Below are 24,927 nucleotides of genomic sequence, written 5' to 3'. Positions count from 1 at the left end.
AATTTTAACTTGGGATTACGTGCCGGCTGAGGATTTTGCTTATTTTAAGGTTTATAGAACAGTGAGTAAAATTTTGCCTTACACATATCTGGCAAAAACGACTAGCAACACCTATGAGGATCTCATAAACACAAATGCAGCGACGAGGTATTACAGAGTCACGGCAGTCGATAAAGACGGCCTTGAGAGCTTAAAACAAGAAGAGCCAATCGTGGGGATAACGCTTGGTGCACCAAAGACTCCAAATATTGGCGCTAGCTACGATGGTAGCGGAGTAAATGTAAATTGGAGTGCAGTTGATAGAGCTAGTTCGTACACTGTTTATAGAAGCGGTGCAAGCGAGAAAATTTTTAGTGGCATAGATGGTACTGGACTTAGAGATGATAGCGTGCAAAAAGGGGCTAGCTATTCTTACAGCGTCGTAGCTATCGATGAGTACGGCATCGCCTCTGATAAGTCATCAAAAGCAGAAGTTAGCATAAAATAATGCCAAATTTCATAGCTTCGTCCTTAAAAGAGCTCTCGTTTCCATTTGGTAATGACAAAGTCAAATTTCTTTGGCAGGCAAATGGTCGAAACGAGAGGCTCATCTACACAAAAAATGAAGAAGATAGCTTTTTTCTAGTCGTAAAGCATGGTAAAAATGGCGTCGTCGTAAAGGGAGAAAAGCTTACAAAACCAGCTAAAGTTGGTCTTTTGCAAGAGGCACTGGAGCTTTTTAAGGAGCAAAATTGCAATGACGTAATCAGCCAAGCATTTGCTGTAAAAAAGACAAATTTGACTAAAAAAGTGAGTGAAATTTTAAGCCTTGAAGAATTTGTGCCAGCGTTTTACGAGCTAAAAGATAAATTTAAAGAGATTTTCATAGAGATCGGCTTTGGTTCTGGCAGACACTTGCTTTATCAAGCTAAAAATAATCCAAATACCCTAGTTATCGGAATAGAAGTCTATAAACCGAGCATCGAGCAAGTAGCAAAGCTAGCCAAGACAAATGCCCTAGAAAACGTACGTCTAATCAATACTGACGCCAGACTTTTACTCTCGCTTATTGGCTCAAATTTAGTTGATAGAGTCTTTTTACACTTTCCAGTGCCGTGGGATAAAGCAGAGCATAGACGCGTGGTCTCATCGGCGTTTGCGCTTGAGTGCGAGAGGATATTAAAAGTAGGCGGCAAATTTGAGCTAAGGACTGATAGCAAGGAGTATTGCGATTTTAGCTTGAGTAAATTTTTAGAGCCTACAAACTCAAAAATAGAAGCTTTCAAAAATAGAAATTTAGAGGTAACTAGCAAGTACGAAGACCGCTGGAGACGCCAAGATAAGGATATTTATGATGTCATTTATACTTGTGAGGTCAAAAGTAGCGAGAGTGTTTTAGCTGGAGATTTTAGCTTTAAAGAAAAGACAAACGTAAAAAATATCATTAAAAATTTTAAAAATTTCATCATTAAAAAAGAGGATTATTTTTTACATTTTGAAGAAATTTACACCATAAATGAGGGTGAAATTTTGCTAAAAGTTGCTTTTGGAGCATTTAATAAACCTGAGCAATGTTTTATCAAAATAAGCGATGAAAAAAGCGAATATTTTATAAAAAAACCGATCTTAATTCGTGAGAATTTAGCAGCACACGAGCTTTTGAAGGAGTATTTGGCTGATGCAAGAGATAATTAGTGCAAGGAATTTGAGCCTAGCTTATGAACGCGATGAAATCGTAATTAATAGCGTCAATTTAGATATTTATGCAAATGATTTTGTCTTTATCACAGGCAAGAGCGGAAGTGGAAAAAGCACACTTTTAAAATCATTTTATGGAGAAATTTCACCTCTTGCTGGAGAGCTAAATGTCTGCATGACGCAAATGGATGATATCGATGACAAAAGACTTTGTGAGCTTAGGCAGCGAGTTGGCATTATATTTCAAAATTATCGCTTGATAAATGAATGGAATGTGGAAAGAAACGTCATGTTGCCCCTCATCATCAAAGGTATCAATCAAAATGTGAGTAAAAAGCAAGTGGCTAAACTTTTAAAACATGTAAATATGCTTCATAAAGCTGATAAATACCCTCGTGAGCTAAGTGGCGGTGAGCAGCAAAGAGTTGCCATGGCAAGGGCTCTAGCACACAATCCAAATTTGCTCTTATGCGACGAGCCAACTGGAAATTTAGACGAATACTCAAGTGATGTCATCTGGTCGCTTTTAAAATCAGCTAGGGAATTTTTAGGCACAAGCGTCGTTGTGGTGACTCATCACATTCCCTCAACGCTTCGTATCCCATACCGTCACTTTGTTATAGAAAATGGAGGCGTGCATGAGATCGCTTAAAAATCATCTTGGATTTATCCTGCCGCTAATCGCGCTTTTGTTTTCAGTGCAGTTTAGTCTCACTGCCGATAAGGTTGTGAGAGATTATGAAAGGCTCATGGGAAATGACTACAACATCGTCATAGTTTCAAGTAAAGAGCTTAGTGATACTATTTTAAAGCCTGTGGTTAGCAATCTATCTAGCCTTGAGCCACTAAGCCCGCAAAAGATCATCGACCGCCTCTCAAATGACATCTCTGCTAAAAATTTATCCATACTGCAAAATGCGCTACCTAAATTTTACTCACTAAAACTTAGTGAATTTCCGACACCGCAGTACATGGATGAGCTAAAGCAAAAACTTTTAAAATTTGATGGAATCACAAAGGTTGAGACATTTTCAAAGACTCACGATAAGGTCTTTAAAATGCTAAATTTAGCAAAAAGCATATCGTATGCTTTTATGGCGATACTTTGTGTGGTTGGGCTTATGCTTATGCTAAAGCAGGCTAAAATTTGGCTATTTGAGCATAGAGAGCGCATTGAGATTATGACACTTTTTGGAGCACCTTTTTGGCTAAAATCAGCCATGCTCTATAAATCAGCCATGGTTGATAGCCTAGTTGCTACCATTGCAGTCGGTGCATTTTTCTTTTTCTTGCCCAGCATTGAAATTTTTAGAGAAAATGCCGCAAGCATCGATGTGGTTTTGCCTAGCCTTGATCCTTCAAGGGATATTTTTATTTTATTTGGCGTGGCTATGTTTTTAAGCATTTTTGCTGTTAGTTTGGTGATGAGTAAGGCTAGAAAAAGCACGATATGAGAAAAGGAATTTTTATATTTTTGCTAGCTTTTAGCTTAGCTTTTGCGTCAAATACCAAAGAGAAGATCAAAGACTCCAAAAACTCGCTAAGATCGAGTCAGGCGATGAGTGAGCAGCTTAGTAAAAAGCTAGATGATTTGGCTGGTGATATCGTAAATGGCGAGAAAAAACTTCGTGGTATAAGTGGCGATATCACAAATTTAAAGGGTCAAATTTCAGTCCTTGAGACAAATGCTTCAAAAGCACTTCTTGAACTTGATGATCTAACGAAACAAAACAAAGAGCTAGAACGCACACAAAAAGAGCTAGAGCAAAATATGATAAGGATCATCGCAGAAGATTTGTCGTTTGATCTTTTGATGTCTGCAACTGAGGGCAAGCAAAGCGAGGAGAGCATTATCTCATCTCAAATTTTAACCAAGCTAAATGCTATTACAAAAGAGGATTTTAAAAGACTTAGCCAAAACTATGAAGATACGATCGAAAAGATAAAAAATAAATCAAACAAAATAAGCGAGATAAACTCAAGCATCAAAAACTATAGACGCAAGCAAAGTGACTTGCAAATTTTAGAAAATACACAAAAAAATACTATAAACGGACTAAAACGAGATAAAGAAATTTATAGCAAAAAGCTAGCCAAGCTTCAAGCCCAGCAAGATGAGCTAAGAAAGACGCTAGAGCAGCTTGCTATCATGCAAAAACAAGAAGATGAAGCCGCACGTGCAGCTAGAGAAAAACAAGAAAAAGCAGCTGCAAGCAAAGGTGGTAAAAAAGGCGAAAAAAGCCAGCCAATGGGTGGAGGCTATCAAACAAGCTCAGTCAAAAAATATTCAGGTGCAAAGACAATCGCTCCTCTTGATAGCTACACTGTAAAGCAAAAATTTGGTAACTATGTAGATCCAATATATAACATCAAAATTTTTAATGAGTCAGTCACGCTTCGCTCAACCACGCCAGATGCCAAGGTCAAAAGCGTGCTAAATGGCAAAGTGGTCTTTGCAAAAGCAACTCCAATGCTTGAAAATGTAGTCATTATAGAAAACGAAAATGGCATCCACACGATCTACGCTCACCTAAGTCAGATCGCACCGACGGTTAAAGTAGGCTCAGTTGTGCAAAAAGGCTACGTTATAGGCCGAGTTAGAAACGATCTAACCTTTGAAGTAACGCAAAGAAACTACCACATCGATCCACTTGAGATGATCTCAAAATAGCCACTTTGCAAGTGCTATTAACTAAATTTAAAGCCTTTTTGGCTAGAATGCGTGAATTTTAAGGAGCAAGACAATGAGTAAAAGAAAACGCGTATTGGTTAAATTTTCAGGCGAAGCTTTAGCGGGGGAGAATGGTTTTGGCATAGATACGGCGGTGCTTAAATTTATAGCAAATGAGATAAAAGAGCTTGTCGAAAATGGTATCGAGGTTGGCATCGTAATAGGTGGTGGTAATATTATACGTGGTGTGAGTGCTGCAAAAGATGGCATTATTAAACGAACGAGCGGTGATCACATGGGCATGCTAGCAACTGTTATCAACTCAATCGCGATGCGTGAAGCTTTAGAGCGAAGCGGGCTTGAAGTAAGAGTGCAAAGCGCGATCAAAATGGAAGCGATCTGTGAGACTTTCATCGTTGGACGTGCACAGCGCCATTTGGAAAAAGGTAGAGTTGTCATCTTTGCTGCAGGTACTGGCAATCCATTCTTTACAACTGATACAGCAGCCACATTAAGAGCTATTGAAATTGGCTCAGATATGATCATAAAAGCTACAAAGGTTGATGGCGTTTATGATAAAGACCCTAAAAAATTCAAAGATGCAAAACTTTTAAAATCACTAAACTACGAAAAGGCAATGAGCGATGATATCAAGGTTATGGACGATACTGCTATAGCTTTAGCAAAAGATAACTCACTGCCTATTTTGGTTTGTAATATGTTTAAGGCTGGAAATTTATTAAAAATAATAAATAAAGAAGAAGCAGCCCTATATTCAGTAGTAAAATAAATTTTAAAAAGGATAAATATGAGAACAGAACAAATAACAGCAAGAGCGTTAAAGCAAGTTGGTGATGATAGATATAAACTTTCACTTATCGTAGCAAAGCGTGCAGAAGCACTAGCAAATGGAGCAGTAGTGCTTGTAGAAGCCGATACTTCAAAGATGAAATTTGCTGACATTGCGCTACTTGAAGTAGCTGAGGGTAAAATAGGCTTAGAGGCAATAGTTGAAGGAAAATAGTCTTTTTTTAGAGCAGCTAATAGAACAAATTTTACCTTGTAAAAATGTTTCAGAAGCTATAACGCTGCTCTTTTCTCTTTGCGAACGAAGCGAGAAATTAGACAAAGCTATAGATAGCTGTGTCACATCTCATGCCGGTCAATATCGCAAAAGTGGCGAGCCATACGCAATCCATCCTATATTGGTAGCATCAATAGTAGCAAATATGGGTGGAGATGAGAGTATGGTCATAGCTGCACTACTTCACGATGTAGTTGAAGATACTGAAGTTACGCTTAGTGAAGTCCAGGCTGAATTTGGCGATGAAGTGGCAAAGCTGGTTGAGGGGCTTACAAAGATAGTTGCTATAAGAGAAAACAAGCTTGCAAGCTCAAGTAGTAACGAAAAACTAGCAAGTTCGGCGCTAACTTTTAGAAAAATGCTTTTAATCTCCATTGAAGATGTTAGAGTTCTTGTGGTTAAGCTTTGTGACAGACTTCATAATATGCTAACCCTTGATGCGTTAAAGGTAGAAAAACAAAAACGAATTGCTGAAGAGACGCTTATGGTCTATGCTCCGATCGCTCATAGGCTTGGAATTTCATCGATTAAAAATATACTTGAAGATCTAAGCTTTAAATATGCGATGCCAGAAGAATACGCCAAGATCGATAGCTTTTTAAATAAAAATAAACAGCAGCTTAGCCTTAAACTAAATGCTTTTTACGAAAAAGTAAATCAAATTTTACTTGAAAATGGCTTTATTGAGGGTACTTTTGAGATTCAAAAACGTATAAAGCATTACTATTCTATTTATTTAAAAATGCAAAGAAAAGGTATTTCGATTGATGAGGTGCTTGATTTGCTAGCTATTAGAATTCTTGTGCAAAAGCCGCTTGATTGCTACCTTGCGCTTGGAAATTTGCATATAAATTTTAATCCTCTTATTTCGAGATTTAAGGATTATATTGCACTTCCAAAGCAAAATGGTTATCAAACGATACATACAACTATTTTTGATAATAAGAGTATTTTTGAGGCACAAGTTCGTACTTACGATATGCACAAAACCGCTGAATACGGTGTCGCAGCTCATTGGAAGTACAAAAATGGTGAGGGCAGTTTACTTAATCCAAAGCTTGACTGGCTAAACGACATTGGTATGCAAAACAATGAAGCTGAAAGTAACGTCGAAGAGCTTTATGAATATGCAAAAGATAGTCTTTATATAGAAGATATTGCGGTCTATTCGCCAAAAGGTGAGGTTTTTACACTTCCGCGCGGGGCTACTGCACTTGATTATGCTTATGAGATTCACACAGAGATCGGACTTTACGCAAAAGAAGCTTATATAAATCGTGTCAGGATGCCACTTTTAACGGAGCTAAAAAACGGCGATATTGTAAGGATCGTAACTGGTGAAGAGGCAAAATTTCGCTGTTCGTGGATAAATAGCGTTCGAACTGGTAAAGCAAGGGCTACGATAAGGACATACTGCAAGCAAAAGATAAAAGATATAAATTATAAAATCGCAGTTGATATTTTAAAGTCGGTTTTTGGCGTTTCGAAAGATAGAATTTTAGACTGGATAGAGCATGAAAATTTAGGCAAAAAAGTTTTTCGTGCTGCAACTGAAAGCGAATTTTTGCAAGAGGTCGTAAATATGCTTAAAAAGTATATAAAAAAAGAGCGTCCTTTTATGATCTCTTTGGGCGACAAATATCAGGTTAAAAAGCAAAAATTTGAAAATATCGTAATCTATTCAAATCATAAAATTTCAAATGTCGAGTTTGACTATTGTTGTAACCCAAAAAGAGGCGATAGTATAGTTGGCTTTAAAAATGGGCACAATGTGACAGTGCACCACAAACTTTGTGAGCGTGCCGGGAAACTTATGGATAAGGGCAATGAGATCATCTTTGTCAAATGGACTAGAAATGCCCCACATAGATATAAAATTTTATTAAATCTTGAGAACCGAAAAGGCGCGTTGGCTGAATTTTTAACATATCTTGCTAGACTAGATGTAAATTTGGCTACAATCTCGCTAAATGAAGCAAATGACCTTAGCGGCGATACATTTGAAATAAGTGTTGAGATAGCCGAAAATATCGATGCAAACGAGCTAAGGGAGAAGATCAAAGATAGATATAAGATTATAGATTTCGTTTCGCAAAGCGATCCATACCATAACTAGGAGAAAGATAATGCAAGATATAGCTGAAATTTTACAAGAGATAAAACGCGGTGTTGCCGAGATTATTGATTTTGAAAGAATTGAGACTTTAATAAAAAACTATTATGAAAAAGGTGAAAATTTCTATGTAAAGGCTGGTTTTGATCCAACTGCTCCAGACCTTCACTTAGGACACACAGTCGTTTTAAGCAAGATGGCTTTGCTTCAAAAACATGGCGCGATCGTACAGTTTTTAATAGGCGACTTCACTGCTCAAATAGGCGATCCAACCGGTAAATCAGTAACTAGAAAGAAGCTAGATCAAGAGACGGTTTTAAAAAACGCTAAAACCTATGAAGAGCAAGTTTTTAAAATTTTAGATCCAAAAAAGACCGTGATAATGTTTAACTCAAAATGGTCAAATGAGCTTGGAGCTGCTGGAATGATAGAGCTAACTAGCACATTTTCAGTCGCTAGAATGCTAGAGCGCGATGATTTTGAAAAAAGGATAAAAGCTGGCAGTCCAATTTCAATTTGTGAATTTATGTATCCGCTTCTTCAAGGTTATGATAGCGTTGCGATGAAGTGTGACATCGAGATGGGCGGTACGGATCAAAAATTTAACCTTCTAATGGGTAGAACCTTACAGCGGACATATAATGTTGGCAAAGAGCAAGCTGTCATCATGATGCCACTTCTTGAGGGGCTTGATGGTGTAAATAAGATGAGCAAAAGTCTTGGAAACTATATCGGTGTAACTGAAAACGCAAATGATATGTTTGCAAAAACGCTTAGTATAAGCGATGAGCTAATGTGGCGTTGGTACGAGCTTTTAAGCACAAAAAGCCTTGGCGAGATAGAAAATTTAATGAACGATGTAAAAAACGGCAAGTATCATCCAAAAAAAGCAAAAGAGGACCTTGCGTACGAGATAACAGCGAGATATCACGGCGAGGAAGCTGCAAAAGCTGCGATGGCTGAGTTTAATAGCGTACACTCTCAAAATCAGCTCCCAACTGACATCAAAGAATTTAGTCTAAAAGCACCAGTTTGGATCGTGGAAGCTTTATCGCAGTGTGAGTTAAGTGAGTCAAATTCTCAAGCAAGACGCGACATAAAGGCAAATGCGGTTAGCATTAATCAAGAAAAGATTAGTGATGAGCAGTTAAAATTAGAGGCAGGTGAATATATCTTGCAAGTCGGTAAGCGTAAATTTGCAAAAGTAAAGGTTGAATAGATGGAGTTAAAGCCATTAAAAATAGGAAAATATGAGATAAAGTATCCGATATTTCAAGGCGGTATGGGGCTTGGTATCAGCTGGGACAAACTAGCTGGCAATGTCAGCTTAGAAGGCGGCCTTGGAATAATCAGCTCAGTTGGCACAGGATATTATGAAAATCGTAAATTTATAAACAAAGAGCTAAATGCAAAGCCATTTGGAAGTGAAAATTTCTACTCAACAAGAGGTCTTAGAGCAATTATTGAGAATGCACGAAAAATTTGTGGAGATTTGCCACTTGGCGTAAATATAATGTACGCTGCAAATGACTACGCAAGAGTGGTAAAAGATGCTTGTGAAGCCGGTATAAATATCATTGTGTCAGGTGCTGGACTACCTACGAATTTGCCAGAATTTACACAAAATTTTAAAGAGGTTGCACTAGTTCCTATTATCTCAAGCGCAAAAGCACTAAAGATCATCTGCAAACGTTGGCTACAAAGATATGACCGTTTACCAGATGCTGTCGTGCTTGAGGGGCCACTAAGTGGTGGACATCAGGGCTTTACTTACGAGCAGTGCCTTGATCCTGAGTTTTCGCTATTTAATCTAATCCCACAAGTAAAAGCCGAGATAAAAGAGTGGGGCGACTTTCCGCTCATAGCAGCCGGCGGAATTTGGGATAAAAATGATATCGAAAAAGCAATATCGCTAGGTGCAGACGGCGTTCAGATGGGTACACGCTTCATCGGCACTCATGAGTGTGACGCGGATATTGGCTTTAAGGAAGTGATACTAGCAGCCGAAGAAAAGGACATAGAGCTTATAAAAAGTCCAGTTGGCTATCCAGCTCGTGGGATTAGAACAAATTTGATAAATTTGGTAGAAAAAAGGATGGGACCAAAGATCCAGTGTATAAGCAACTGTGTGAGCCCTTGTCAAAGGGGCAAAGGTGCTAAAGAGGTTGGATATTGCATCGCTGATAGGCTGTTTGACTCATTTAGTGGCAAAAAAGAGACAGGGTTATTTTTCACGGGAGCAAATGGGTATAAACTAAAAGAGCTAATAAGCGTAAAAGAGCTAATGCACAAGCTGGTACATGGTGAATGAAACGAGCGATAATTCTCTTTTGTATTGTTTGTAATTTTCTTTTTGCTGCGACAAATTCTGATATATTTGCAAAATTTGATAAAAATTTTGCCAGCTCAAGCAGAAGCGCAAAGATCAAATTTCACAACGATATAAAAGATATTTATGTCGACGCGATCATCAAAAATGACAAAAATATAAAAAAACAAGCACTCACAAGACTCATAACTAGCTCAAAATCGCTTGGTTTTGATTCAAGTGGGTATATAAAAGATCTAAATGCATTAAATGGCGTAAAGAGCGCTAGCATGCCTAGTACTGCTACTTTGACGCTGCTTAGTGCAACCAAGGTAAATGACACTTTAGTACTTAAGTTTAATACAAAAATCGATACTGCAAAACTAAAAACATCCTTTTTAAAGCAGCAAAATACATATAAAAATATTATGGATATTGATGGTAGATTAAATGGCAATCCGCTAACTTATAAAAATTTCATATCTGATTACATTCACATCTCGCAGTATGATAAAAACACTGTTAGAGTTATTTTTTCTGATAAGATCCAAAAGACTATAAAAGCAAATGTAACAGGTGATCTGCTTGTAATCAGCGCTCAAAATTTTATCTCAAACGAAAATGTAAAAGCACCACTTCATAAAACTAAAAACAAAAATGAAGAAGTGCCACACAAAGAGCCTGAGCCAAATTTAAAGCCTCAGCCTGCACAAAGTGAGCCAGTGGCAGCACCTTTGCCACCAGTTGCGACTGGTAAATTTTCACGCAACAAAACGATCGTCATCGATCCGGGTCATGGTGGCACTGATCCAGGTGCAGTAAATGGCAAACTGCAAGAAAAAACAGCCGTTTTAGGCGTAGCCAAAAAGCTTGGCGACATACTAAAAGCGCGTGGCTACAAGGTCTTTTTTACCAGGTCAACCGATGTCTTTATAAATTTAAGAACAAGAACAAAATTTGCAAATGATAAGATGGCTGATCTATTTGTTTCCATTCACGCAAATGCCGCTCCAAATGCCACAAAGGCAAAGAGCATGCATGGCATCGAGACATTTTTCTTATCGCCTGCAAGAAGTGAACGTAGTAAAAACGCAGCCGCGCTTGAGAACAAATCAGATATCGAAGAGATGAATTACTTTTCACAGCAGACATTTCTAAATGTACTAAATCGCGAGAAGATCATCGCGTCAAATAAGCTTGGCATCGATATCCAAAAAGAAATTTTAGCAAGTGCTAGAAAGGTCTATGCTGCAAGTGATGGCAGTGTGAGAGAGGCGCCGTTTTGGGTACTTGTTGGCGCTCTTATGCCAGCAGTTCTTGTTGAGATTGGCTATATCACGCATCCAGTCGAGGGCGAAAATCTCTTTAATGATGCATATCAAAATGCCCTTGCAAACGGCATCGCGAATGGCATCGATGGATATTTTGCAAAAAATAGATGAAAAATGCAAATTTAAGCTTTAAAGGACAAATTCCATTTAACGAGGAGTTTGGCGATATATATTTCAATACCGACAAACCTTGGCTTGAGAGTGAATTTGTCTTTGCAAGTGCACTTGATGAAATTTGGCAGAGCAAAGATAGCTTCATAGTCGCTGAAACTGGCTTTGGTGCTGGGTTAAATTTTTTCACGCTTTGTAAGAAATTTAAAAATAGCTCTAAAAAACTTCACTTCGTTAGCATCGAAAAAAGCCCCATAAAAAAAGAAGATATTTTAAAAATTTATGAAAATTTAGGTATTTTTAAAGCTTATGCTAAAAAGCTGGTCTCGCTCTATCCACCGCTAATTTCAGGCATACACCGTATAAATTTTGCTCTAAATATCACACTTGATCTTTGCTACGGCGAGGCTAAAGAAATTTTACCTGAGCTTGATTTTAGTGCTGACATCTGGTTTCTAGACGGCTTTGCTCCAAGTAAAAATGGCTCGATATGGAGCGAAGAAATTTTTAGACAGATCGCAAGACTAAGTAGGGTTGGCACGATTGCTAGAACCTACTCGTGTGCAAAAATAGTAAAAGACGGGCTAAAGGGCGCTGGCTTTTTGCTAAGCCTAAAAGAGGGTTATGCTAGAAAACGCCAGATGAGTAGCGCCGTGCTAGAGAAAAAGGATGAAAATTTAAAGGATGCTTGGTTTGCGAGATGCGAACCAGTTGCTAGTGTAAATGGTAAAACAGCGCTTATCATAGGAGCTGGCGTGGCTGGACTTGCAACAGCTGGCGAGCTAGCCAAAAATGGCTTTAAAGTGGTGATCGCCGAGGCAAATGGTGAAGTGGCTACAAATGGCTCAGGCAATCACTGTGGTGCTTTGATGCCACTAGTTACAAAGCCCGGGGTAAATTTAGGCCGCATGCACTTAAACGCATTTTTGCAAGCAGTGAGATTTTACAAGGCAACTTTGCCAAAAAGCCTTATTAAATTTAGTGGCTGCATCGACTACGCATTTGATGATGAGCTCATCAAAAGATATGGCTCGTGGCAAACTCAAAGCGTAGAGGATATTTTTAAATTCGATGAGAACTTAAAGCCATATCCTGGGGTATTTATAAAAGATGGTGCATACGCTAGACCAAGAGAAATTTGTAAATTTTTATCAGGTAGTTTTGAAATTTTACTTAATCACGAGTATGAGAGCAGAGCACATCTGCAAAACAGCAAAATCAGCGTTAAATTTAAAAATGGTAAAAATTTAGAGACCGATATTTTAGTCTTTTGCACTGGCAGTAAGAGCAGTGAAATTTTTAAGGGCTACGACATGCAAATAAGCAGTGTCCGAGGCCAAGTAACCCACTTAAAACCAGTGCTAAAAAATGCCATGCCGCTAAGCGCAAAAGGCTACATCTGTCCAGCCGTAAAAGGTGTGCAAGTTATCGGCGCTACTTATGCCAGAAATGAAATTTGCGATACGCCTAAAGTTGAGGATAACGCTAAAAATTTAAGCGATGTAAGCGAGTTTTTTGACACCACAAAAGCCGCCATTATCGGCTCACGTGTGGGATATAGGAGCTATAGTGGAGACAGATTTCCGATAATTGGCGCCTTGCATGATGAGGAATTTTACAAGCAAAACTACAAAGGGCTATTTTGGAGCAAAAATAAAGATAACAATCCAAAAGCAAGCTACGAAAAAAATGTCTTTGTAAATTTTGCTCACGGCTCGCGAGGTCTTTGCACAGCGATACTTGGAGCAAATTTGATAGCTGATCTTGCGCTTGAACGCCCACTTTGCATAGAAAGATCGCTATTTCACGAGCTTCATCCAGCTAGATTTTTGATAAGAAAACTAAAAAAGGGATTAAAATTTTAAGAAGGAATTAGCAGAAATTCCTAGCACAAGATACTAGGAATTTCTTGTAAGTTTAGGCTTAAAGCCTTGTTTTCATCTTTTCAAATTCATCTTTTATGACTTGCTCGTGAGGTTCGCTCGTCATTTTATTTATCGCGTCTCCCCAGATACTTACGCTAACGATCGCTATGCAAGACGCTATGATGCCAGGTAAAATTTCATAAACATAAACGTTTAGCCCTGACGTGATCCAAAATATTACGGTCGCGCCTCCAGCTATCATACCGGCTAATGCTCCAAGTGCACTCATGCGCTTCCAGTAAAGGCTAAAAAGTAGCACTGGTCCAAAGCTCGCACCAAATCCAGCCCAAGCGTTGCCAACGACTTTTAGAACATTATCTGTTGAGATAAAAGCAAGCATAGTAGCAACTATAGCCACTACTACGACAGCATAGCGACTGATCGCTGTTTGTGTATTTTGACTAATCTCTTTTTTATAGAATGCAAAGATAAAATCCTTTGTTACCGAGCTAGATGTAACTAAAAGCTGACTTGAGATAGTACTCATGATCGCTGAAAGCACAGCTGAGATGATAATGCCTATAAAAAATGGTGGGAAAAGTAGCTCGCCAAGCTTTAAAAACACCGTCTCAGGATCACTAAGCCCGCCCCTTTGACTAAAGTAGACAAAGCCGATAAGTCCGCTCATAATCGCACCAAGCAACCCAATGCTCATCCAACCAATGCCTATTCTTCTTGCTTTAGCAAGCTCTTTTGAATCGCGTATCGCCATAAATCTAACAATGATATGTGGCTGGCCAAAATAGCCAAATCCCCAAGCCATAAGTCCTAAAATTCCCCAAAAAGTTTGATCTCTAAATGGATTTAGGTGATTTGCATCAAGCTTGCTTATCTCTTTTAGTAAATTTGTATCACTTGGCAAGTCTAAATTTAGATATGCTACGACTGGGATCGAGACTAGGACACAAAACATCAAAAGCCCCTGAAATGCGTCAGTTATACTAACTGCTTTAAATCCACCAAAAAATGTGTAAAAGACCACAATAACAAGTGTAAAGACCGCTCCGTAGGCAAATTTTAAACCAAAAAAGCTCTCAAATGTCTTTCCTCCAGCGATGATGCCGCTACTTACATAAAGTGTGAAAAATATCAAAATGATAAGACCAGAGATGATTCTTAAAATTTTAGTCCTATCTTTAAAGCGATTTTCTAAAAAGTCTGGTATCGTGATGCTATCACTCGCAACCTCAGTATAAATTCTAAGCCTCTTTGCTAAAAATAAATAGTTGCAGTAAGCTCCAATGATAAGACCGATTATCATCCACACATTTGCTATGCCAGTTGCGTATAATGCTCCGGGCACGCCAAGTAGCATCCAACCACTCATATCAGAAGCACCAGCACTAAGTGCAGTAACCACTGGACCCATTCGACGGTTATCTAGCAGATACTCGTTCATACTTGCATTTTTATCGTAGAAATATCGTCCGATAAAGAGCAAAAAGCCAAAATAGATGGCGATGGCTAAATAAGACCCAAAGCTCATAAATTTCCTTTCAAATTAAGATAAATGGCTTATGTTAATATAAATTTTTTTAAATTACAACATTCGGCGCCGATCCTTAAACGCTTTTAAGCAAAATGATATAAATTTTTTCGTATTATTTAAAGCCATATTTTAAAGAGAAGGACGAAGTTGAAGGCTCAAAATTTAGCTAAATTTCTATTTTTTATAATTATCGTTTCACTTGGAGCATATTTTTTCTATCCAAGAGATCTTAGTGAGGCTCAAGAGATCGCTTATATCAAAAGTTACGGAGTGACTTTAGGACTTACGATAGGTGGTATTGCCATAGGCATAACACTTGGATTTACCTTGGCGTTTATTAAATTTTTAAATATCAAAGTCTTAAATTTTATAATTGATGAATATATCGATATCTTACGTGGAACACCTGTAATACTTCAACTTTTAATATTTTCAGTTGTCATTTTTGCAACATGGAGTGATAATTTTTATGTAGCTCTCATCGCACTTGGACTAAATAGCTCTGCTTATGTGGCCGAGATCGTGCGAAGTGGCATAAATAGCGTCGATAAAGGACAAATGGAAGCGGCTCGTGCGATGGGCCTAAACTACTATGTTTCGATGCGCGAGATAGTTTTTCCACAAGCTACAAAAAATATCTTGCCAGCTCTTGCAAATGAGTTTATATCGTTATTTAAAGAGACATCAGTCGTTGGTTATATAAGTGTCGTTGATATTACGATGCAAAGTAAGAGCTTGCAAGCGGTCTTTTATAGTCCAGAGCCAGTCATTTTTACAGGCATTGTCTATTATGTGAGTGTTAAATTTTTTACACTTTTGACAAAACTACTTGAGAGGAGATTAAACCGCCATGATTGAGATTAAAAATTTAAACAAAAGTTATGGCGATTTGCGAGTTTTAAATGATATTAGTGTAGATATAAAAAAAGGTGAAGTTATAGCGATAATTGGTCCAAGCGGTGGCGGTAAAAGTACGTTTTTACGTTGTATAAACCGCCTTGAGGAGCCAGATAGCGGGCACATAAAGATAAATGGCGAAGATATTTTAGATAAAAAATCAGATATAAATAAAATTCGCCAAAAAGTGAGCATGGTTTTTCAGCACTTTAATCTTTTTGCAAATAAAAACGTCTTGCAAAATTTAACCCTAGCTCCAATAAAAGCTGGGATTTTGGATAAAGAAAGTGCAGAAAAAAGAGCTGATGAGTTGCTAAGAAGTGTTGGACTAAGCGATAAGAAATTCGCCTATCCACACAAGCTTTCAGGCGGACAGAAACAACGTATTGCGATCGCTAGAAGCCTAGCGATGGAGCCAGAAGTGATACTTTTTGATGAGCCGACAAGTGCGCTTGATCCTGAGATGATCGGAGAGGTGCTTGATATTATGAAAGATGTTGCCGCAAGGGGCATAACGATGCTTGTGGTTACCCATGAGATGGGCTTTGCAAGAAATGTGGCAAATAGAATTTTCTTTATGGATAAAGGCAAAATCGCAGTTGACGATACACCGAAAAATGTCTTTACAAATCCGCAACATGAGCGCTTAAAAGAGTTTTTAGGCAAAATTTTAAATCATTAAAGGGGTAGAAAATGAGTAAAATTTTAAAATTTTTGATGGCAAGCTTGGTTTTATTTTTACTAGGTTGTGGCGATGACGCTAACAAAAAAAATGCAGTAAATAATGCCGAAGAAGCTAGTAAAAATGTAGTTTATAAAGTTGGCTCGAGCGCTGATTATCCACCTTTTGAATATCTTGATGAAAACAATAAAATTGTTGGCTTTGAGATAGATTTATTAAATGAGATCACCAAAAAAACTGGAATAAAATTTGATGTTGCAAATATGAGCTTTGATGGACTGATATCAGCATTAAAAATCGGTAAAATCGATATTGCTATAAGCGGAATGAGTGCAACTGACGAGAGAAGAAAATCGGTTGATTTCACCAAGCCATATTATTTTTCAGAAAATTTATTTATCCGCAAAAAAGGCTCAGATGTAAATAAAGACAACCTTAAGGATAAGAAAATTTCAGCCCAAGTAGGAACATTGCAAGAAGAAGCAGCCAAAAGCATAACTGCCAAGGCGATACCTGCTGAAAATGTAGCAGCTGCTATCATGTCACTAAACGCTGGTAAAATCGACGTTGTACTAACTGATAGTCCGATAGGGGTTGAATATTTAAAACAAAATCCAGATTTGGAAGAATTTTTAAGAGTTCCTGATGGCACGGAAGGATTTGCGATGGCGTTTGATAAAGGCAAACATACTGAGCTTATCAAGAAGATAGACGCAGCGATCGATGAGCTACAAAAATCTGGTGAATTTGACAAAATGCTAGATAAATATGGATTAAAGAAATAAATCTAAATACAAAATTTGCAGAGAAGCAGGAATTCTCTGCAAAAACTCACTTTTTTCTAATTTTTAAAATTTAATATCTTTTAAAAGTAAAATTAATAAAATGACTTAATTATTTTCAAGGAGAAAAAATGAAGCTTCTCAGGATGAGAACGGCATTTATTTTAAATGTGCTATTTTCTATTTGCATGTATCACAATTTTGTTAAAAAATTCTACACTAGCATAGATAAAGAGAAAAAATTCCTACTATTTAGTAAAGTCAAATATAAAATAAAATTTTACATAAATAGACTAATCAATATTTTTTATAAAAACAACCAAATGCATTTTTTGGTTGATAAATTTTAAGTATTAAAGTCGTATGACTTTATTTTTGAAGCAAATATTAAGAAAAACTAAAAGGAGAGAAAATGAATAATCTAGGTATTAAATCAAAGATTATGGCGATAGTTATCGTCAGTCTTATTGGCCTTGGTATCATGAGTGCATACATGCTAAATGGTATCTTAAAGACTCGCTCAAAAGCAGAGTTTAGCGAGAAAATCGTGGATACAATAATAAATCAAAATAATTTTATCCATGAGATGCAAAAAGAACGTGGATTTAGCTCAGGTGTGTTAGCAGGAGGGGATAATAAAAATTTATTAGAGCAACGTAAAAAAGTAGATGCTGCGCTTGATAAGCTTGAGGAGAAAAATGAAATAGTTTCAGAGATAAATAGTATCCGCTCAAATGTAGATCAAAAAAGTGGCAATGATCTAATTAGTCGTATAACAAAAATTTTAAGAAAAGAGGTTATCGCTATAAATGGATATAGCGATAAGCTCGAGCCTAGCTTGGTAGATGATCTAAAGCGTATCATTATTGTTGGTGAGATAAAAGAGTCTTTTGGTATTTTGCGTGCTGCTTTAAATGGGGTTTTTACTAAAAAGAGCATAAGCAAAGAGGACTACAATAAAGTAGTTGCACTAAATAGCGTTATAAATAAATTTATGCAGGACTTTGACGAATACAATCCAAAAGAATTTAGTGATGAATTTGATGCCATCGCTAGAAAAAAGGCAGATTTTATAGATGCTATAAATATTATTAAAAATGTAGTTGCCACTGAAGATGCATCTTATGATGCAGCGAGCTGGTTTTCAAAGATAAGCATTTCAATAGATGCATTGAGAGAGCTTGAACTTAAACTACTTGATAATATGCAAAAAGATGCAAGACGTATTAAGGGCGATGCAAATACCGAACTTATTATAAGTTCTATTGTGATTGCGATTTGTATTTTGCTTATGTTGCTAGTATCTACATTAATAGGTAAAAACCTGATCTCTGGTATAGATCAGACTAAAAATGGCTTAGTTAGATTTTTTGACTTCTTAAATTATAAATCTAATAAGGCTGAATTTTTAGATCGTAGTGGTAGCGACGAGATCGGACAGATGAGTGCACTGATAAATGAGAATATCAAACAAATCGAGGCAAATTTATCTGAACAAAATAATTTCATTAAAGAAGCAAATACTTTTGTAAATCAAATCGGCAAAGGTAACTACGTAGCTCAGCTTAACGCAGATACTTCAAATCCTGCACTTAGCCAGCTAAAACAAACTTTCAAAGACTTACAAATCGCACTTAAACATGCTATTGCGGAAAATGGCGATGATGTGTTAAATCTACTAGAAAGCTTTAAAAAACAAGACTTTACTAAAAGGCTTGAAGATGATGGCAAAATGGCGGTTGGTATAAACGCTCTTGGTGAAGAGATAGCCAAGATGTTAAGAGCAAATTTAGATCAAGCTCATGTGTTAGAAGAAAAGGCTGAGGCTTTAAGTCAGTCAATGAAAGAACTAACTCAAGGCGCAAATGTACAAGCAAACTCACTTCAGGAGTCTGCTGCCGCAGTAGAGCAAATGTCAAGCTCAATGAATGCAATATCTCAAAAAACATCTGATGTTATTAGACAAAGTGATGAGATCAAAAACATCATAACTATTATTAGAGATATAGCTGATCAAACAAATTTACTAGCTCTTAATGCTGCGATCGAGGCAGCACGTGCAGGAGAACATGGTAGAGGCTTTGCGGTTGTTGCAGATGAGGTTAGAAAACTAGCTGAAAGAACTCAAAAATCTCTAACAGAGATCGAAGCAAATACAAACGTACTAGCTCAATCAATCAATGAAATGAGTGAATCTATAAAAGAGCAAAGTGAAGGAATCAATATGATAAATCAATCAGTTGCTCAAATAGACACACTTACAAAAGAGAATGTAGTAATTGTCAATAAAGCAAATGAAGTAACATCTGATGTTGACGACATGGCTAAGGCGATAGTAAACGAAGTTAGAAAAAATAAATTTTAATCTTTGACTTACTCTTAGAGCTCCTACTATTCTATCCCTTAAAATAATTAAGGGATAGAACTTATCTATAAAAATTTATATGCTACTTTGCTATACGATTATTTATAGCATTTTTCTTTTATTACGGATTTAAACAATTTTTAATAGAGAAATACTGATAATTAAGCCACTAAATCACCTTAAAGGACACTATTATGAAAAAGATCTTTGCTCTTTTACTCACAGCTTTTGTTGCTCTTTGTGCAAATGAGCTAAAATTTGGCACAGCGGCGAACTATCCGCCATTTGAATATATCGATGAGAACAACAAAATAACAGGCTTTGATATCGAGCTAATTGATGAAATTTCAAAGCGTGCAGGCTTTTCATACAAGATCATAAATATGAGTTTTGACGGCCTCATCCCAGCACTTAAAGCCGGCAAAATAAATGGCATTATAAGTGCGATGAGTGCGACTTCAGATAGACTAAAGTCGATTGATTTTACAAAGCCATACTATCTAACTGAAAATCTTTACCTAAAGAAAAAAGGTAATGACGCACTAAAGGCTAAAGAAGAGCTAGCTGGCAAAAGAGTTGGCGTGCAACAAGGCACCGTCCAAGAGCTAGCAGCAAATGCTATAAATGGCGTAAAAGTAGTGCCTTCAGAAGATACTGTGCCACTCATCATGGGATTAAAAGTTGGTAAATTTGACGCAGTCATCCTTGATAGCTCTATCGGATATGGCTTTATCAAGAAAAATCCAGAACTTGAAGCATTTTTCAAAGAAGTTGATGGTAGTGAGGGCTTTTCAATAGCTTTTGATAAAGGAAAAGAGAGTGCGTTAATAGAAAAAATAAATCAAATTTTAGATGATATGAAAAAAGACGGAAGCTGCGAAGCTTTACTTAAAAAATACGATCTAAAATAATCTTCTAGCCTGCAAATTTGCAGGCTTATGCTAAATTCTGCTTTGTCTATCGATTAAAATTTAAAAGGAAAATAATGAGAAAAATTTTGTTGCTTTTTTGCCTAGTAATGGGTCTTTTTGCGCTTCAAAACGATAAAGATATGTTAAATGGAGAGCTAAAAAACGGGCTAAAATACTATATCAAAGAGAATAAATTTCCACAAAAAACAGCTATTTTTTATCTTGTTATAAATTCTGGTTCAACTGATGAAAAAGATGGCGAGCAAGGTCTTGCTCACTTTTTGGAGCACATGGCGTTTAATGGCAGCCGTGACTTTAGTAAAAATGAGCTCATTAAACAGCTTGAGAGCCTTGGTGTGAAATTTGGAGCCGATCTAAACGCGCAGACGAGCTACGATCAGACGAGTTATGTCTTAACGATTAATGTAAATGAGAAAAATTTACAAGATACGTTTAAAGTCTTTTCGAATTGGATAGATGGCGTTAAAATCGATCCTAAGGAGCTTGATAAGGAGCGTGGCGTCATAATGGAAGAAGAGCGTCAGAGAAATACGCCAGGATATAGGCTTTATTTGGCTCAAGTAAAGGATATTTTTGAGGGCAGCATCTATCTAAAAAGAGTGCCAATAGGCGATATGAACGTCATCAAAAGCGTAGATGCTAAGCACATGCAAGAATTTTACGAGAGGCTTTATCAGCCAAGATTTATGAGCTTTGTCGCTGTTGGCGACTTTGATAAAAATGAGATAAAAAACTTAATCGAAAAAAGCTTTAGCCAAGCAAAAAATACAAATTCTTACATTCATCCAGAAAAAAATATCAGCTTTAAAAGTGGTTTAAATATTTTTAACTATGACTCAAATGAAACTGGAATGGAGATAGTTAGGCTTAGCTATTTTGATAAATTTAGTCCGGTTTTAAATGAGGCTGACGCAAAGAGAAATCTAGAAGATGCACTTATCGCAAGCCTAATAAATATGCTTTATGAGCAAAAAAATGCAAATAATTCATCAAATTTAAGTACTGATTTTATAGCTCAAACACTTCAAGCAAAGCAGAAAATTTATAGTTTTGAAACAAATGTGCTTGGAGGCGATTTTAACGCAAGCCTTAAAGATATGCTTGGCGTTATAAAAGGCATTAAAGAGTTTGGCTTTAATAAAGATGATTTTGAAGATGTAAAAAAGGCGTTTGCGGCAAATGTATATGCAAAATTTAAACGCTCAAAGACTAAAAAGTCAAGTGCTTACGCAGGACAAATTTTAAATATGATAGAAAATGGTGGCTTTGTGTTAAGCGATGAAGATGAAAAAGAGCTTAGTTTAAAGCTGTTAAACGAGGTTACATTAGCTGACGTGAATGCTAGATTTAGAGAAATTTTGGCCATTTCTGATGAGCGTGTAAGAATTTTTAGCAAAGATGGCTTTAAGCTTAGCAAAGATGAGTTTTTAAAGCTTTTTGCCAAAGCGCCTGCTTATAACACAAACCTATCTGCTAGCAACAACGGCAAGAGCCTAGGCAATGAAAATTTAGAGCCAAAAGAGATAAGCTCAAGAAACTTTGATGAAAAAAATGGAATTTATACCTATAAAATGCAAAATGGCTCGCAAGTTATCTTTAAGCCACTAACTACCAAAAAAGATAGCGTTTTGTTTGCGGCCATCAGCAAAGGAGGCACATCAAATTTGACTGATCCAAAGCTTGGTAGCTTCGCGGTGGCGCTCACAAATGAAAGTGGTGTTGGTAAATTTAATAACTATGAGCTCTCAAAGGCACTAAATGGAAAGATCGTAAGCTATGAAAAGGGCATAGAAGTGCTCACACAGGGCATTTATGGCTCGTCAAGTACAAACGACCTTGACTCGCTGCTAGCTGTTATAAATTTAGAATTTAACGCTCCAAGAGCCGACTCGCACGTGCTTGAGAGGATAAAGCAAAGAGCAAAGGATGAGCTAAGCAAAGAGCAAAATTTGCCTGAATATAAATTTAGTACCGAATTTAGCAAGTTTTTTTATAAAAACAATAAACGTGTCGCGCCGCTTGAGATGGCTGATATCGATGCGTTAAAGCTAAATGAGCTAAAAGAGATCATCAAAGATAAATTTACAAACGCGGCCTCATATACTTTTGTAATCATCGGCGATACCGACGAGCAGAGGCTTTTGCCACTTGTTAAAAAGTATATCGCCACCTTGCCAAAGCTTGGCGAAGCTGAAAATTTTAAAGACGATGGCGTGCGAAGTATCAAGGGTCAGCACACCTTTAAAAGGGAGTATCAAAGCACAAAAAGAAGCGATGTTGGCATAAATATCATAAATTCTGATGCGAAATATAGCTTTGAAGGAGTGATTAGGCTAAGGGCATTAAGTGAAATTTTAAAAACGGCGCTTCGAGAAAAGATCAGAGAAGATAAGGGCCAAACATATGGCTTTAGCCTAAATACCAAGCTCGCACGCTATCCTTTTGAGCATTCAGATATGCTAATTAGTTTTACTTGTGATCCTACAAACACGGACAAGATCATCACCGAGATAAAGCAGATAATAGCTAGCATCAAGAGTAGTGGCGCGATCTTGCCAAAGCATTTGGAGGATTTTAAGGCACAGAGTGAAATTTCTATAAAAAAAGATTACGAAAAGCCTGAATTTTGGCAAAAGCTCATCATCTCAAATAAAATTTTTAACACGCCACTTTATACGGCTGATGAGTACATAAGTGCGGTAAAAGCCATCACAAATGACGACATCAAAGAGGCTGCAAAGCTATATCTTGATGAGAAAAATATGGTGATAAGTATAAATAATCCAAAGTAGAAAATTAAGGGGCAAAGCTGGCTAGCTTTTTAATTTAGCCTGAGTAGAAATTTGGTGAGCCAAGCTGGCTTCAAGAAATTTAAATATAAATAGAATTTTAAAGAGCAAAGCTAACTCTTTAAAATTTAAGACTAAGCAGAAATTTGAGAAGTCAAGTTAGCTCTTTAAATTAAGCCTAAGTGGAAATTTAGCGGATCAAGTCAGCCCCTAAAATTTCAGCCTAAAGCCAAAGCTAAGCGAGAATATCCTTTGGCTTTAGCTTGTTTAGCTTTTGCACTAGATCATCAAAGCTCGCTCCATTTTCGACCTCTCGCCTAATAAATTCCTCAAAAAACTCACGTTTTATATCTTTATCGGTGTATGTCACGCTCTTTTTGGTAACTTGCATAGGCTTAAATTTCTCTTCTTCTATCTCTTCATCGCCATTTTCTCTAACTGGCGTAAGAGCGATATTTTGAAGCACATCGGCGATGCTCTCGCCCTTTTTATAACTTGTTTTTAGAAATTTTAAAAACTCATCTTTGCTATTTTTATCAGCGTAGCTCACACGGTGTAACATAGGCTGACCTAAGAATTCTATACGTTTTTTATCCGAGCTTTGTTCGTAATGTAAAGCCCCGTCTTTAAAAGAAATTTTCACATTTGCGTGCTCGCCAAGTATCCTTTCGGCGGTAAATTCCAGCCATTTATCTTTAAACTCATCGATACTTAGATCAGAGTCTAGCAAATTTGTAGCCTCGCGGCTTAGATAAAGAGCACCAAAAGCATTGTTAGTTATTTTGTTATTTACGTTCATTTTGTGATTTTTGATGAACTCATCTACGCTAAAGCCGTTTTTCTCGCTAGTGGTGATGGAATTTAGTCGCCAAAGCTTCGTGCTATCAATGAAATTTTTAAGGCTAGAGATTTCATCTTTGCTCGCTCCGCTATCAAGGCCATTTATCTTGCCCCAGATAGAAATTTTATCATTTGATGAGTAGCCAGAGAGTGGTAGATGCTTGATGTCCGCAGTTTTGGTGGGAATTTCTACTTTATTTAAATTTGCATTTGTGGCTTGGCGCTTACTAAAAGTGTCTTGATAGTTAAAGCTTTGATTAAGTCCATTTAGTGCGTTTATCATGTCAAATCCTTTAACACAATATCGGCAAACAGATTTAAATTTTAAGTGGATTATTTTTTATTGCGGTATTTTTCAAAAATAGCGATCATTTGGTATGAGTTTTGGGCGATTTTAAATTTATTTGGATTTTTACCAAGTAGCTCTTCTCTTAAAGAGTCGATAAATTCCCTATCTTTTTTGCAAGCCTCAAAGCTTACTCGTCCCCTAAGTACGGCCATAAATATAATATCAGCAGTCGCATTTATCATCTCAAGCATTTTTTCTTCGCTCATTTTTGTGGATTTTGCCCTTTTTAAAGCAAATATTATTCCTTTACGCTTACAAAATTTACTATTTTTACATCTTGGCTCTCTTTGCAAGCCTCCAGCGCGGCTGCATTTTTCACCATATGAGCGCTTTTCATATGCTCTTTTTGGCTTGCAAGATCTTCCCAAATTTCCATAAAGCAGTATTCGTTTTTACCACCCGCAACTATGCCACACTCGTAGCTTATGCAGCCTTTATCTTTTCTTGAAGCTGGCACGATCTCTTTTAAAATTTCTTCAAATTTTGCTTCACACCCAGCTTTTAACTTTACATTTACATAAAATCCAATCATCTGCCCATCCTTTAAAAATTTTTGGCTAAAATAGCGCAATTTAGACGCAA

At 37.0% G+C, this 24,927-nt stretch carries 22 protein-coding genes; 18 read left to right on the top strand and 4 right to left on the bottom strand.

Features of this window, described 5'->3' with window-relative positions; all coding sequences use genetic code 11:
* Positions 1-61: 61 nt before the first annotated feature.
* The 12 genes from ATCC51562_RS07400 (at position 62) to mnmC (ending at position 13,160) form a co-directional block, all read left to right on the top strand.
* Complete coding sequence (locus ATCC51562_RS07400) at positions 62-487, top strand: hypothetical protein (RefSeq protein ID WP_235044195.1); 426 nt, start codon at positions 62-64, stop codon at positions 485-487.
* Positions 487-1,674 carry a tRNA (guanosine(46)-N7)-methyltransferase TrmB gene (gene trmB, locus ATCC51562_RS07395; RefSeq protein WP_021091670.1) on the top strand — a complete coding sequence of 396 codons (1,188 nt, stop codon included), beginning with the start codon at positions 487-489 and terminating at the stop codon, positions 1,672-1,674. Before ATCC51562_RS07400 ends, trmB begins: the two co-directional genes overlap by 1 nt.
* Positions 1,658-2,329 carry a cell division ATP-binding protein FtsE gene (locus ATCC51562_RS07390; RefSeq protein WP_021091805.1) on the top strand — a complete coding sequence of 224 codons (672 nt, stop codon included), beginning with the start codon at positions 1,658-1,660 and terminating at the stop codon, positions 2,327-2,329. The genes trmB and ATCC51562_RS07390 overlap by 17 nt, the downstream gene beginning before the upstream one ends.
* Positions 2,316-3,131 (top strand): FtsX-like permease family protein, encoded by an 816-nt coding sequence (locus tag ATCC51562_RS07385; protein WP_021091574.1) that lies wholly within the window; start codon positions 2,316-2,318, stop codon positions 3,129-3,131. The genes ATCC51562_RS07390 and ATCC51562_RS07385 overlap by 14 nt, the downstream gene beginning before the upstream one ends.
* Positions 3,128-4,348 carry a murein hydrolase activator EnvC family protein gene (locus tag ATCC51562_RS07380; protein ID WP_021091566.1) on the top strand — a complete coding sequence of 407 codons (1,221 nt, stop codon included), beginning with the start codon at positions 3,128-3,130 and terminating at the stop codon, positions 4,346-4,348. The genes ATCC51562_RS07385 and ATCC51562_RS07380 overlap by 4 nt, the downstream gene beginning before the upstream one ends.
* 73 nt (positions 4,349-4,421) lie before the next feature.
* Positions 4,422-5,138: a UMP kinase gene (gene pyrH, locus ATCC51562_RS07375; protein WP_021091652.1), complete on the top strand. Its 717-nt coding sequence runs from the start codon at positions 4,422-4,424 to the stop codon at positions 5,136-5,138.
* 18 nt (positions 5,139-5,156) lie between these two features.
* Positions 5,157-5,372, top strand: coding sequence for a DNA-directed RNA polymerase subunit omega (locus ATCC51562_RS07370; RefSeq protein WP_021091717.1), 216 nt, complete (start codon positions 5,157-5,159; stop codon positions 5,370-5,372).
* The gene (locus tag ATCC51562_RS07365) at positions 5,359-7,548 is read left to right on the top strand and encodes a RelA/SpoT family protein (RefSeq protein WP_021091842.1); all 2,190 of its coding nucleotides are present in this window, start codon (positions 5,359-5,361) and stop codon (positions 7,546-7,548) included. The genes ATCC51562_RS07370 and ATCC51562_RS07365 overlap by 14 nt, the downstream gene beginning before the upstream one ends.
* 10 nt (positions 7,549-7,558) lie before the next feature.
* A complete protein-coding gene (tyrS, locus tag ATCC51562_RS07360; RefSeq protein WP_021091575.1) occupies positions 7,559-8,764 on the top strand; it encodes a tyrosine--tRNA ligase in 1,206 nt (401 codons plus the stop codon).
* The gene (locus ATCC51562_RS07355) at positions 8,765-9,856 is read left to right on the top strand and encodes a nitronate monooxygenase (RefSeq protein ID WP_021091713.1); all 1,092 of its coding nucleotides are present in this window, start codon (positions 8,765-8,767) and stop codon (positions 9,854-9,856) included.
* Positions 9,853-11,295 (top strand): N-acetylmuramoyl-L-alanine amidase family protein, encoded by a 1,443-nt coding sequence (locus ATCC51562_RS07350; RefSeq protein WP_021091645.1) that lies wholly within the window; start codon positions 9,853-9,855, stop codon positions 11,293-11,295. Before ATCC51562_RS07355 ends, ATCC51562_RS07350 begins: the two co-directional genes overlap by 4 nt.
* Positions 11,292-13,160 (top strand): bifunctional tRNA (5-methylaminomethyl-2-thiouridine)(34)-methyltransferase MnmD/FAD-dependent 5-carboxymethylaminomethyl-2-thiouridine(34) oxidoreductase MnmC, encoded by a 1,869-nt coding sequence (gene mnmC, locus ATCC51562_RS07345; protein ID WP_021091878.1) that lies wholly within the window; start codon positions 11,292-11,294, stop codon positions 13,158-13,160. The genes ATCC51562_RS07350 and mnmC overlap by 4 nt, the downstream gene beginning before the upstream one ends.
* A gap of 58 nt (positions 13,161-13,218) precedes the next feature.
* On the opposite strand, the gene putP is transcribed toward mnmC, so the two are convergent.
* Entirely contained in the window at positions 13,219-14,706 is a 1,488-nt protein-coding gene (putP, locus tag ATCC51562_RS07340) for a sodium/proline symporter PutP (RefSeq protein WP_021091668.1), read from the bottom strand.
* A gap of 150 nt (positions 14,707-14,856) precedes the next feature.
* Here putP and ATCC51562_RS07335 point away from each other — a divergent pair, with 150 nt between their 5' ends.
* The 6 genes from ATCC51562_RS07335 to ATCC51562_RS07305 all read left to right on the top strand — a co-directional run bounded on the left by ATCC51562_RS07335 (position 14,857) and on the right by ATCC51562_RS07305 (position 23,159).
* Complete coding sequence (locus tag ATCC51562_RS07335; protein WP_021091602.1) at positions 14,857-15,567, top strand: amino acid ABC transporter permease; 711 nt, start codon at positions 14,857-14,859, stop codon at positions 15,565-15,567.
* On the top strand, positions 15,560-16,288 hold the full coding sequence (locus ATCC51562_RS07330; RefSeq protein ID WP_021091800.1) for an amino acid ABC transporter ATP-binding protein: 729 nt from the start codon (positions 15,560-15,562) through the stop codon (positions 16,286-16,288). The genes ATCC51562_RS07335 and ATCC51562_RS07330 overlap by 8 nt, the downstream gene beginning before the upstream one ends.
* A gap of 11 nt (positions 16,289-16,299) precedes the next feature.
* Positions 16,300-17,073, top strand: coding sequence for a transporter substrate-binding domain-containing protein (locus ATCC51562_RS07325; protein WP_021091597.1), 774 nt, complete (start codon positions 16,300-16,302; stop codon positions 17,071-17,073).
* A gap of 409 nt (positions 17,074-17,482) precedes the next feature.
* Positions 17,483-19,435, top strand: a complete 1,953-nt coding sequence (locus ATCC51562_RS09930; protein WP_021091549.1) for a methyl-accepting chemotaxis protein — start codon at positions 17,483-17,485, stop codon at positions 19,433-19,435.
* A gap of 194 nt (positions 19,436-19,629) precedes the next feature.
* The gene (locus tag ATCC51562_RS07310) at positions 19,630-20,346 is read left to right on the top strand and encodes a transporter substrate-binding domain-containing protein (RefSeq protein WP_021091561.1); all 717 of its coding nucleotides are present in this window, start codon (positions 19,630-19,632) and stop codon (positions 20,344-20,346) included.
* Between the two features lie 74 nt (positions 20,347-20,420).
* A complete protein-coding gene (locus ATCC51562_RS07305; protein WP_021091704.1) occupies positions 20,421-23,159 on the top strand; it encodes a M16 family metallopeptidase in 2,739 nt (912 codons plus the stop codon).
* A 232-nt stretch (positions 23,160-23,391) separates the two neighbouring features.
* On the opposite strand, the gene ATCC51562_RS07300 is transcribed toward ATCC51562_RS07305, so the two are convergent.
* The 3 genes from ATCC51562_RS07300 to ATCC51562_RS07290 are packed head-to-tail and all read right to left on the bottom strand — an operon-like array spanning position 23,392 to position 24,877.
* The gene (locus ATCC51562_RS07300; RefSeq protein WP_021091817.1) at positions 23,392-24,279 is read right to left on the bottom strand and encodes a hypothetical protein; all 888 of its coding nucleotides are present in this window, start codon (positions 24,277-24,279) and stop codon (positions 23,392-23,394) included.
* Positions 24,280-24,329: 50 nt separating this feature from the next.
* Positions 24,330-24,551, bottom strand: coding sequence for a hypothetical protein (locus ATCC51562_RS07295; RefSeq protein WP_021091847.1), 222 nt, complete (start codon positions 24,549-24,551; stop codon positions 24,330-24,332).
* Positions 24,552-24,583: 32 nt separating this feature from the next.
* On the bottom strand, positions 24,584-24,877 hold the full coding sequence (locus ATCC51562_RS07290; protein ID WP_035167564.1) for a putative quinol monooxygenase: 294 nt from the start codon (positions 24,875-24,877) through the stop codon (positions 24,584-24,586).
* Positions 24,878-24,927 lie beyond the last annotated feature (50 nt).

The sequence above is a fragment of the Campylobacter concisus ATCC 51562 genome (assembly GCF_000466745.1).
GTDB classification, from domain to species: domain Bacteria; phylum Campylobacterota; class Campylobacteria; order Campylobacterales; family Campylobacteraceae; genus Campylobacter_A; species Campylobacter_A concisus_B.
This window is presented reverse-complemented; position numbering and strand designations above follow the sequence as displayed.

Excerpts from the sequence above, each read along its gene's own strand:
- ATCC51562_RS07300 (WP_021091817.1), bottom strand. The coding sequence starts at position 24,279 with ATGATAAACGCACTAAATGGACTTAATCAAAGCTTTAACTATCAAGAC.
- ATCC51562_RS07290 (WP_035167564.1), bottom strand. The coding sequence starts at position 24,877 with ATGATTGGATTTTATGTAAATGTAAAGTTAAAAGCTGGGTGTGAAGCA.
- ATCC51562_RS07295 (WP_021091847.1), bottom strand. The coding sequence starts at position 24,551 with ATGAGCGAAGAAAAAATGCTTGAGATGATAAATGCGACTGCTGATATT.
- ATCC51562_RS07350 (WP_021091645.1), top strand. The coding sequence starts at position 9,853 with ATGAAACGAGCGATAATTCTCTTTTGTATTGTTTGTAATTTTCTTTTT.
- putP (WP_021091668.1), bottom strand. The coding sequence starts at position 14,706 with ATGAGCTTTGGGTCTTATTTAGCCATCGCCATCTATTTTGGCTTTTTG.
- pyrH (WP_021091652.1), top strand. The coding sequence starts at position 4,422 with ATGAGTAAAAGAAAACGCGTATTGGTTAAATTTTCAGGCGAAGCTTTA.
- ATCC51562_RS07390 (WP_021091805.1), top strand. The coding sequence starts at position 1,658 with ATGCAAGAGATAATTAGTGCAAGGAATTTGAGCCTAGCTTATGAACGC.
- ATCC51562_RS07355 (WP_021091713.1), top strand. The coding sequence starts at position 8,765 with ATGGAGTTAAAGCCATTAAAAATAGGAAAATATGAGATAAAGTATCCG.
- ATCC51562_RS07310 (WP_021091561.1), top strand. The coding sequence starts at position 19,630 with ATGAAAAAGATCTTTGCTCTTTTACTCACAGCTTTTGTTGCTCTTTGT.
- trmB (WP_021091670.1), top strand. The coding sequence starts at position 487 with ATGCCAAATTTCATAGCTTCGTCCTTAAAAGAGCTCTCGTTTCCATTT.
- ATCC51562_RS07305 (WP_021091704.1), top strand. The coding sequence starts at position 20,421 with ATGAGAAAAATTTTGTTGCTTTTTTGCCTAGTAATGGGTCTTTTTGCG.
- ATCC51562_RS07325 (WP_021091597.1), top strand. The coding sequence starts at position 16,300 with ATGAGTAAAATTTTAAAATTTTTGATGGCAAGCTTGGTTTTATTTTTA.
- mnmC (WP_021091878.1), top strand. The coding sequence starts at position 11,292 with ATGAAAAATGCAAATTTAAGCTTTAAAGGACAAATTCCATTTAACGAG.
- ATCC51562_RS07370 (WP_021091717.1), top strand. The coding sequence starts at position 5,157 with ATGAGAACAGAACAAATAACAGCAAGAGCGTTAAAGCAAGTTGGTGAT.
- ATCC51562_RS07380 (WP_021091566.1), top strand. The coding sequence starts at position 3,128 with ATGAGAAAAGGAATTTTTATATTTTTGCTAGCTTTTAGCTTAGCTTTT.
- ATCC51562_RS09930 (WP_021091549.1), top strand. The coding sequence starts at position 17,483 with ATGAATAATCTAGGTATTAAATCAAAGATTATGGCGATAGTTATCGTC.
- ATCC51562_RS07330 (WP_021091800.1), top strand. The coding sequence starts at position 15,560 with ATGATTGAGATTAAAAATTTAAACAAAAGTTATGGCGATTTGCGAGTT.
- tyrS (WP_021091575.1), top strand. The coding sequence starts at position 7,559 with ATGCAAGATATAGCTGAAATTTTACAAGAGATAAAACGCGGTGTTGCC.
- ATCC51562_RS07385 (WP_021091574.1), top strand. The coding sequence starts at position 2,316 with ATGAGATCGCTTAAAAATCATCTTGGATTTATCCTGCCGCTAATCGCG.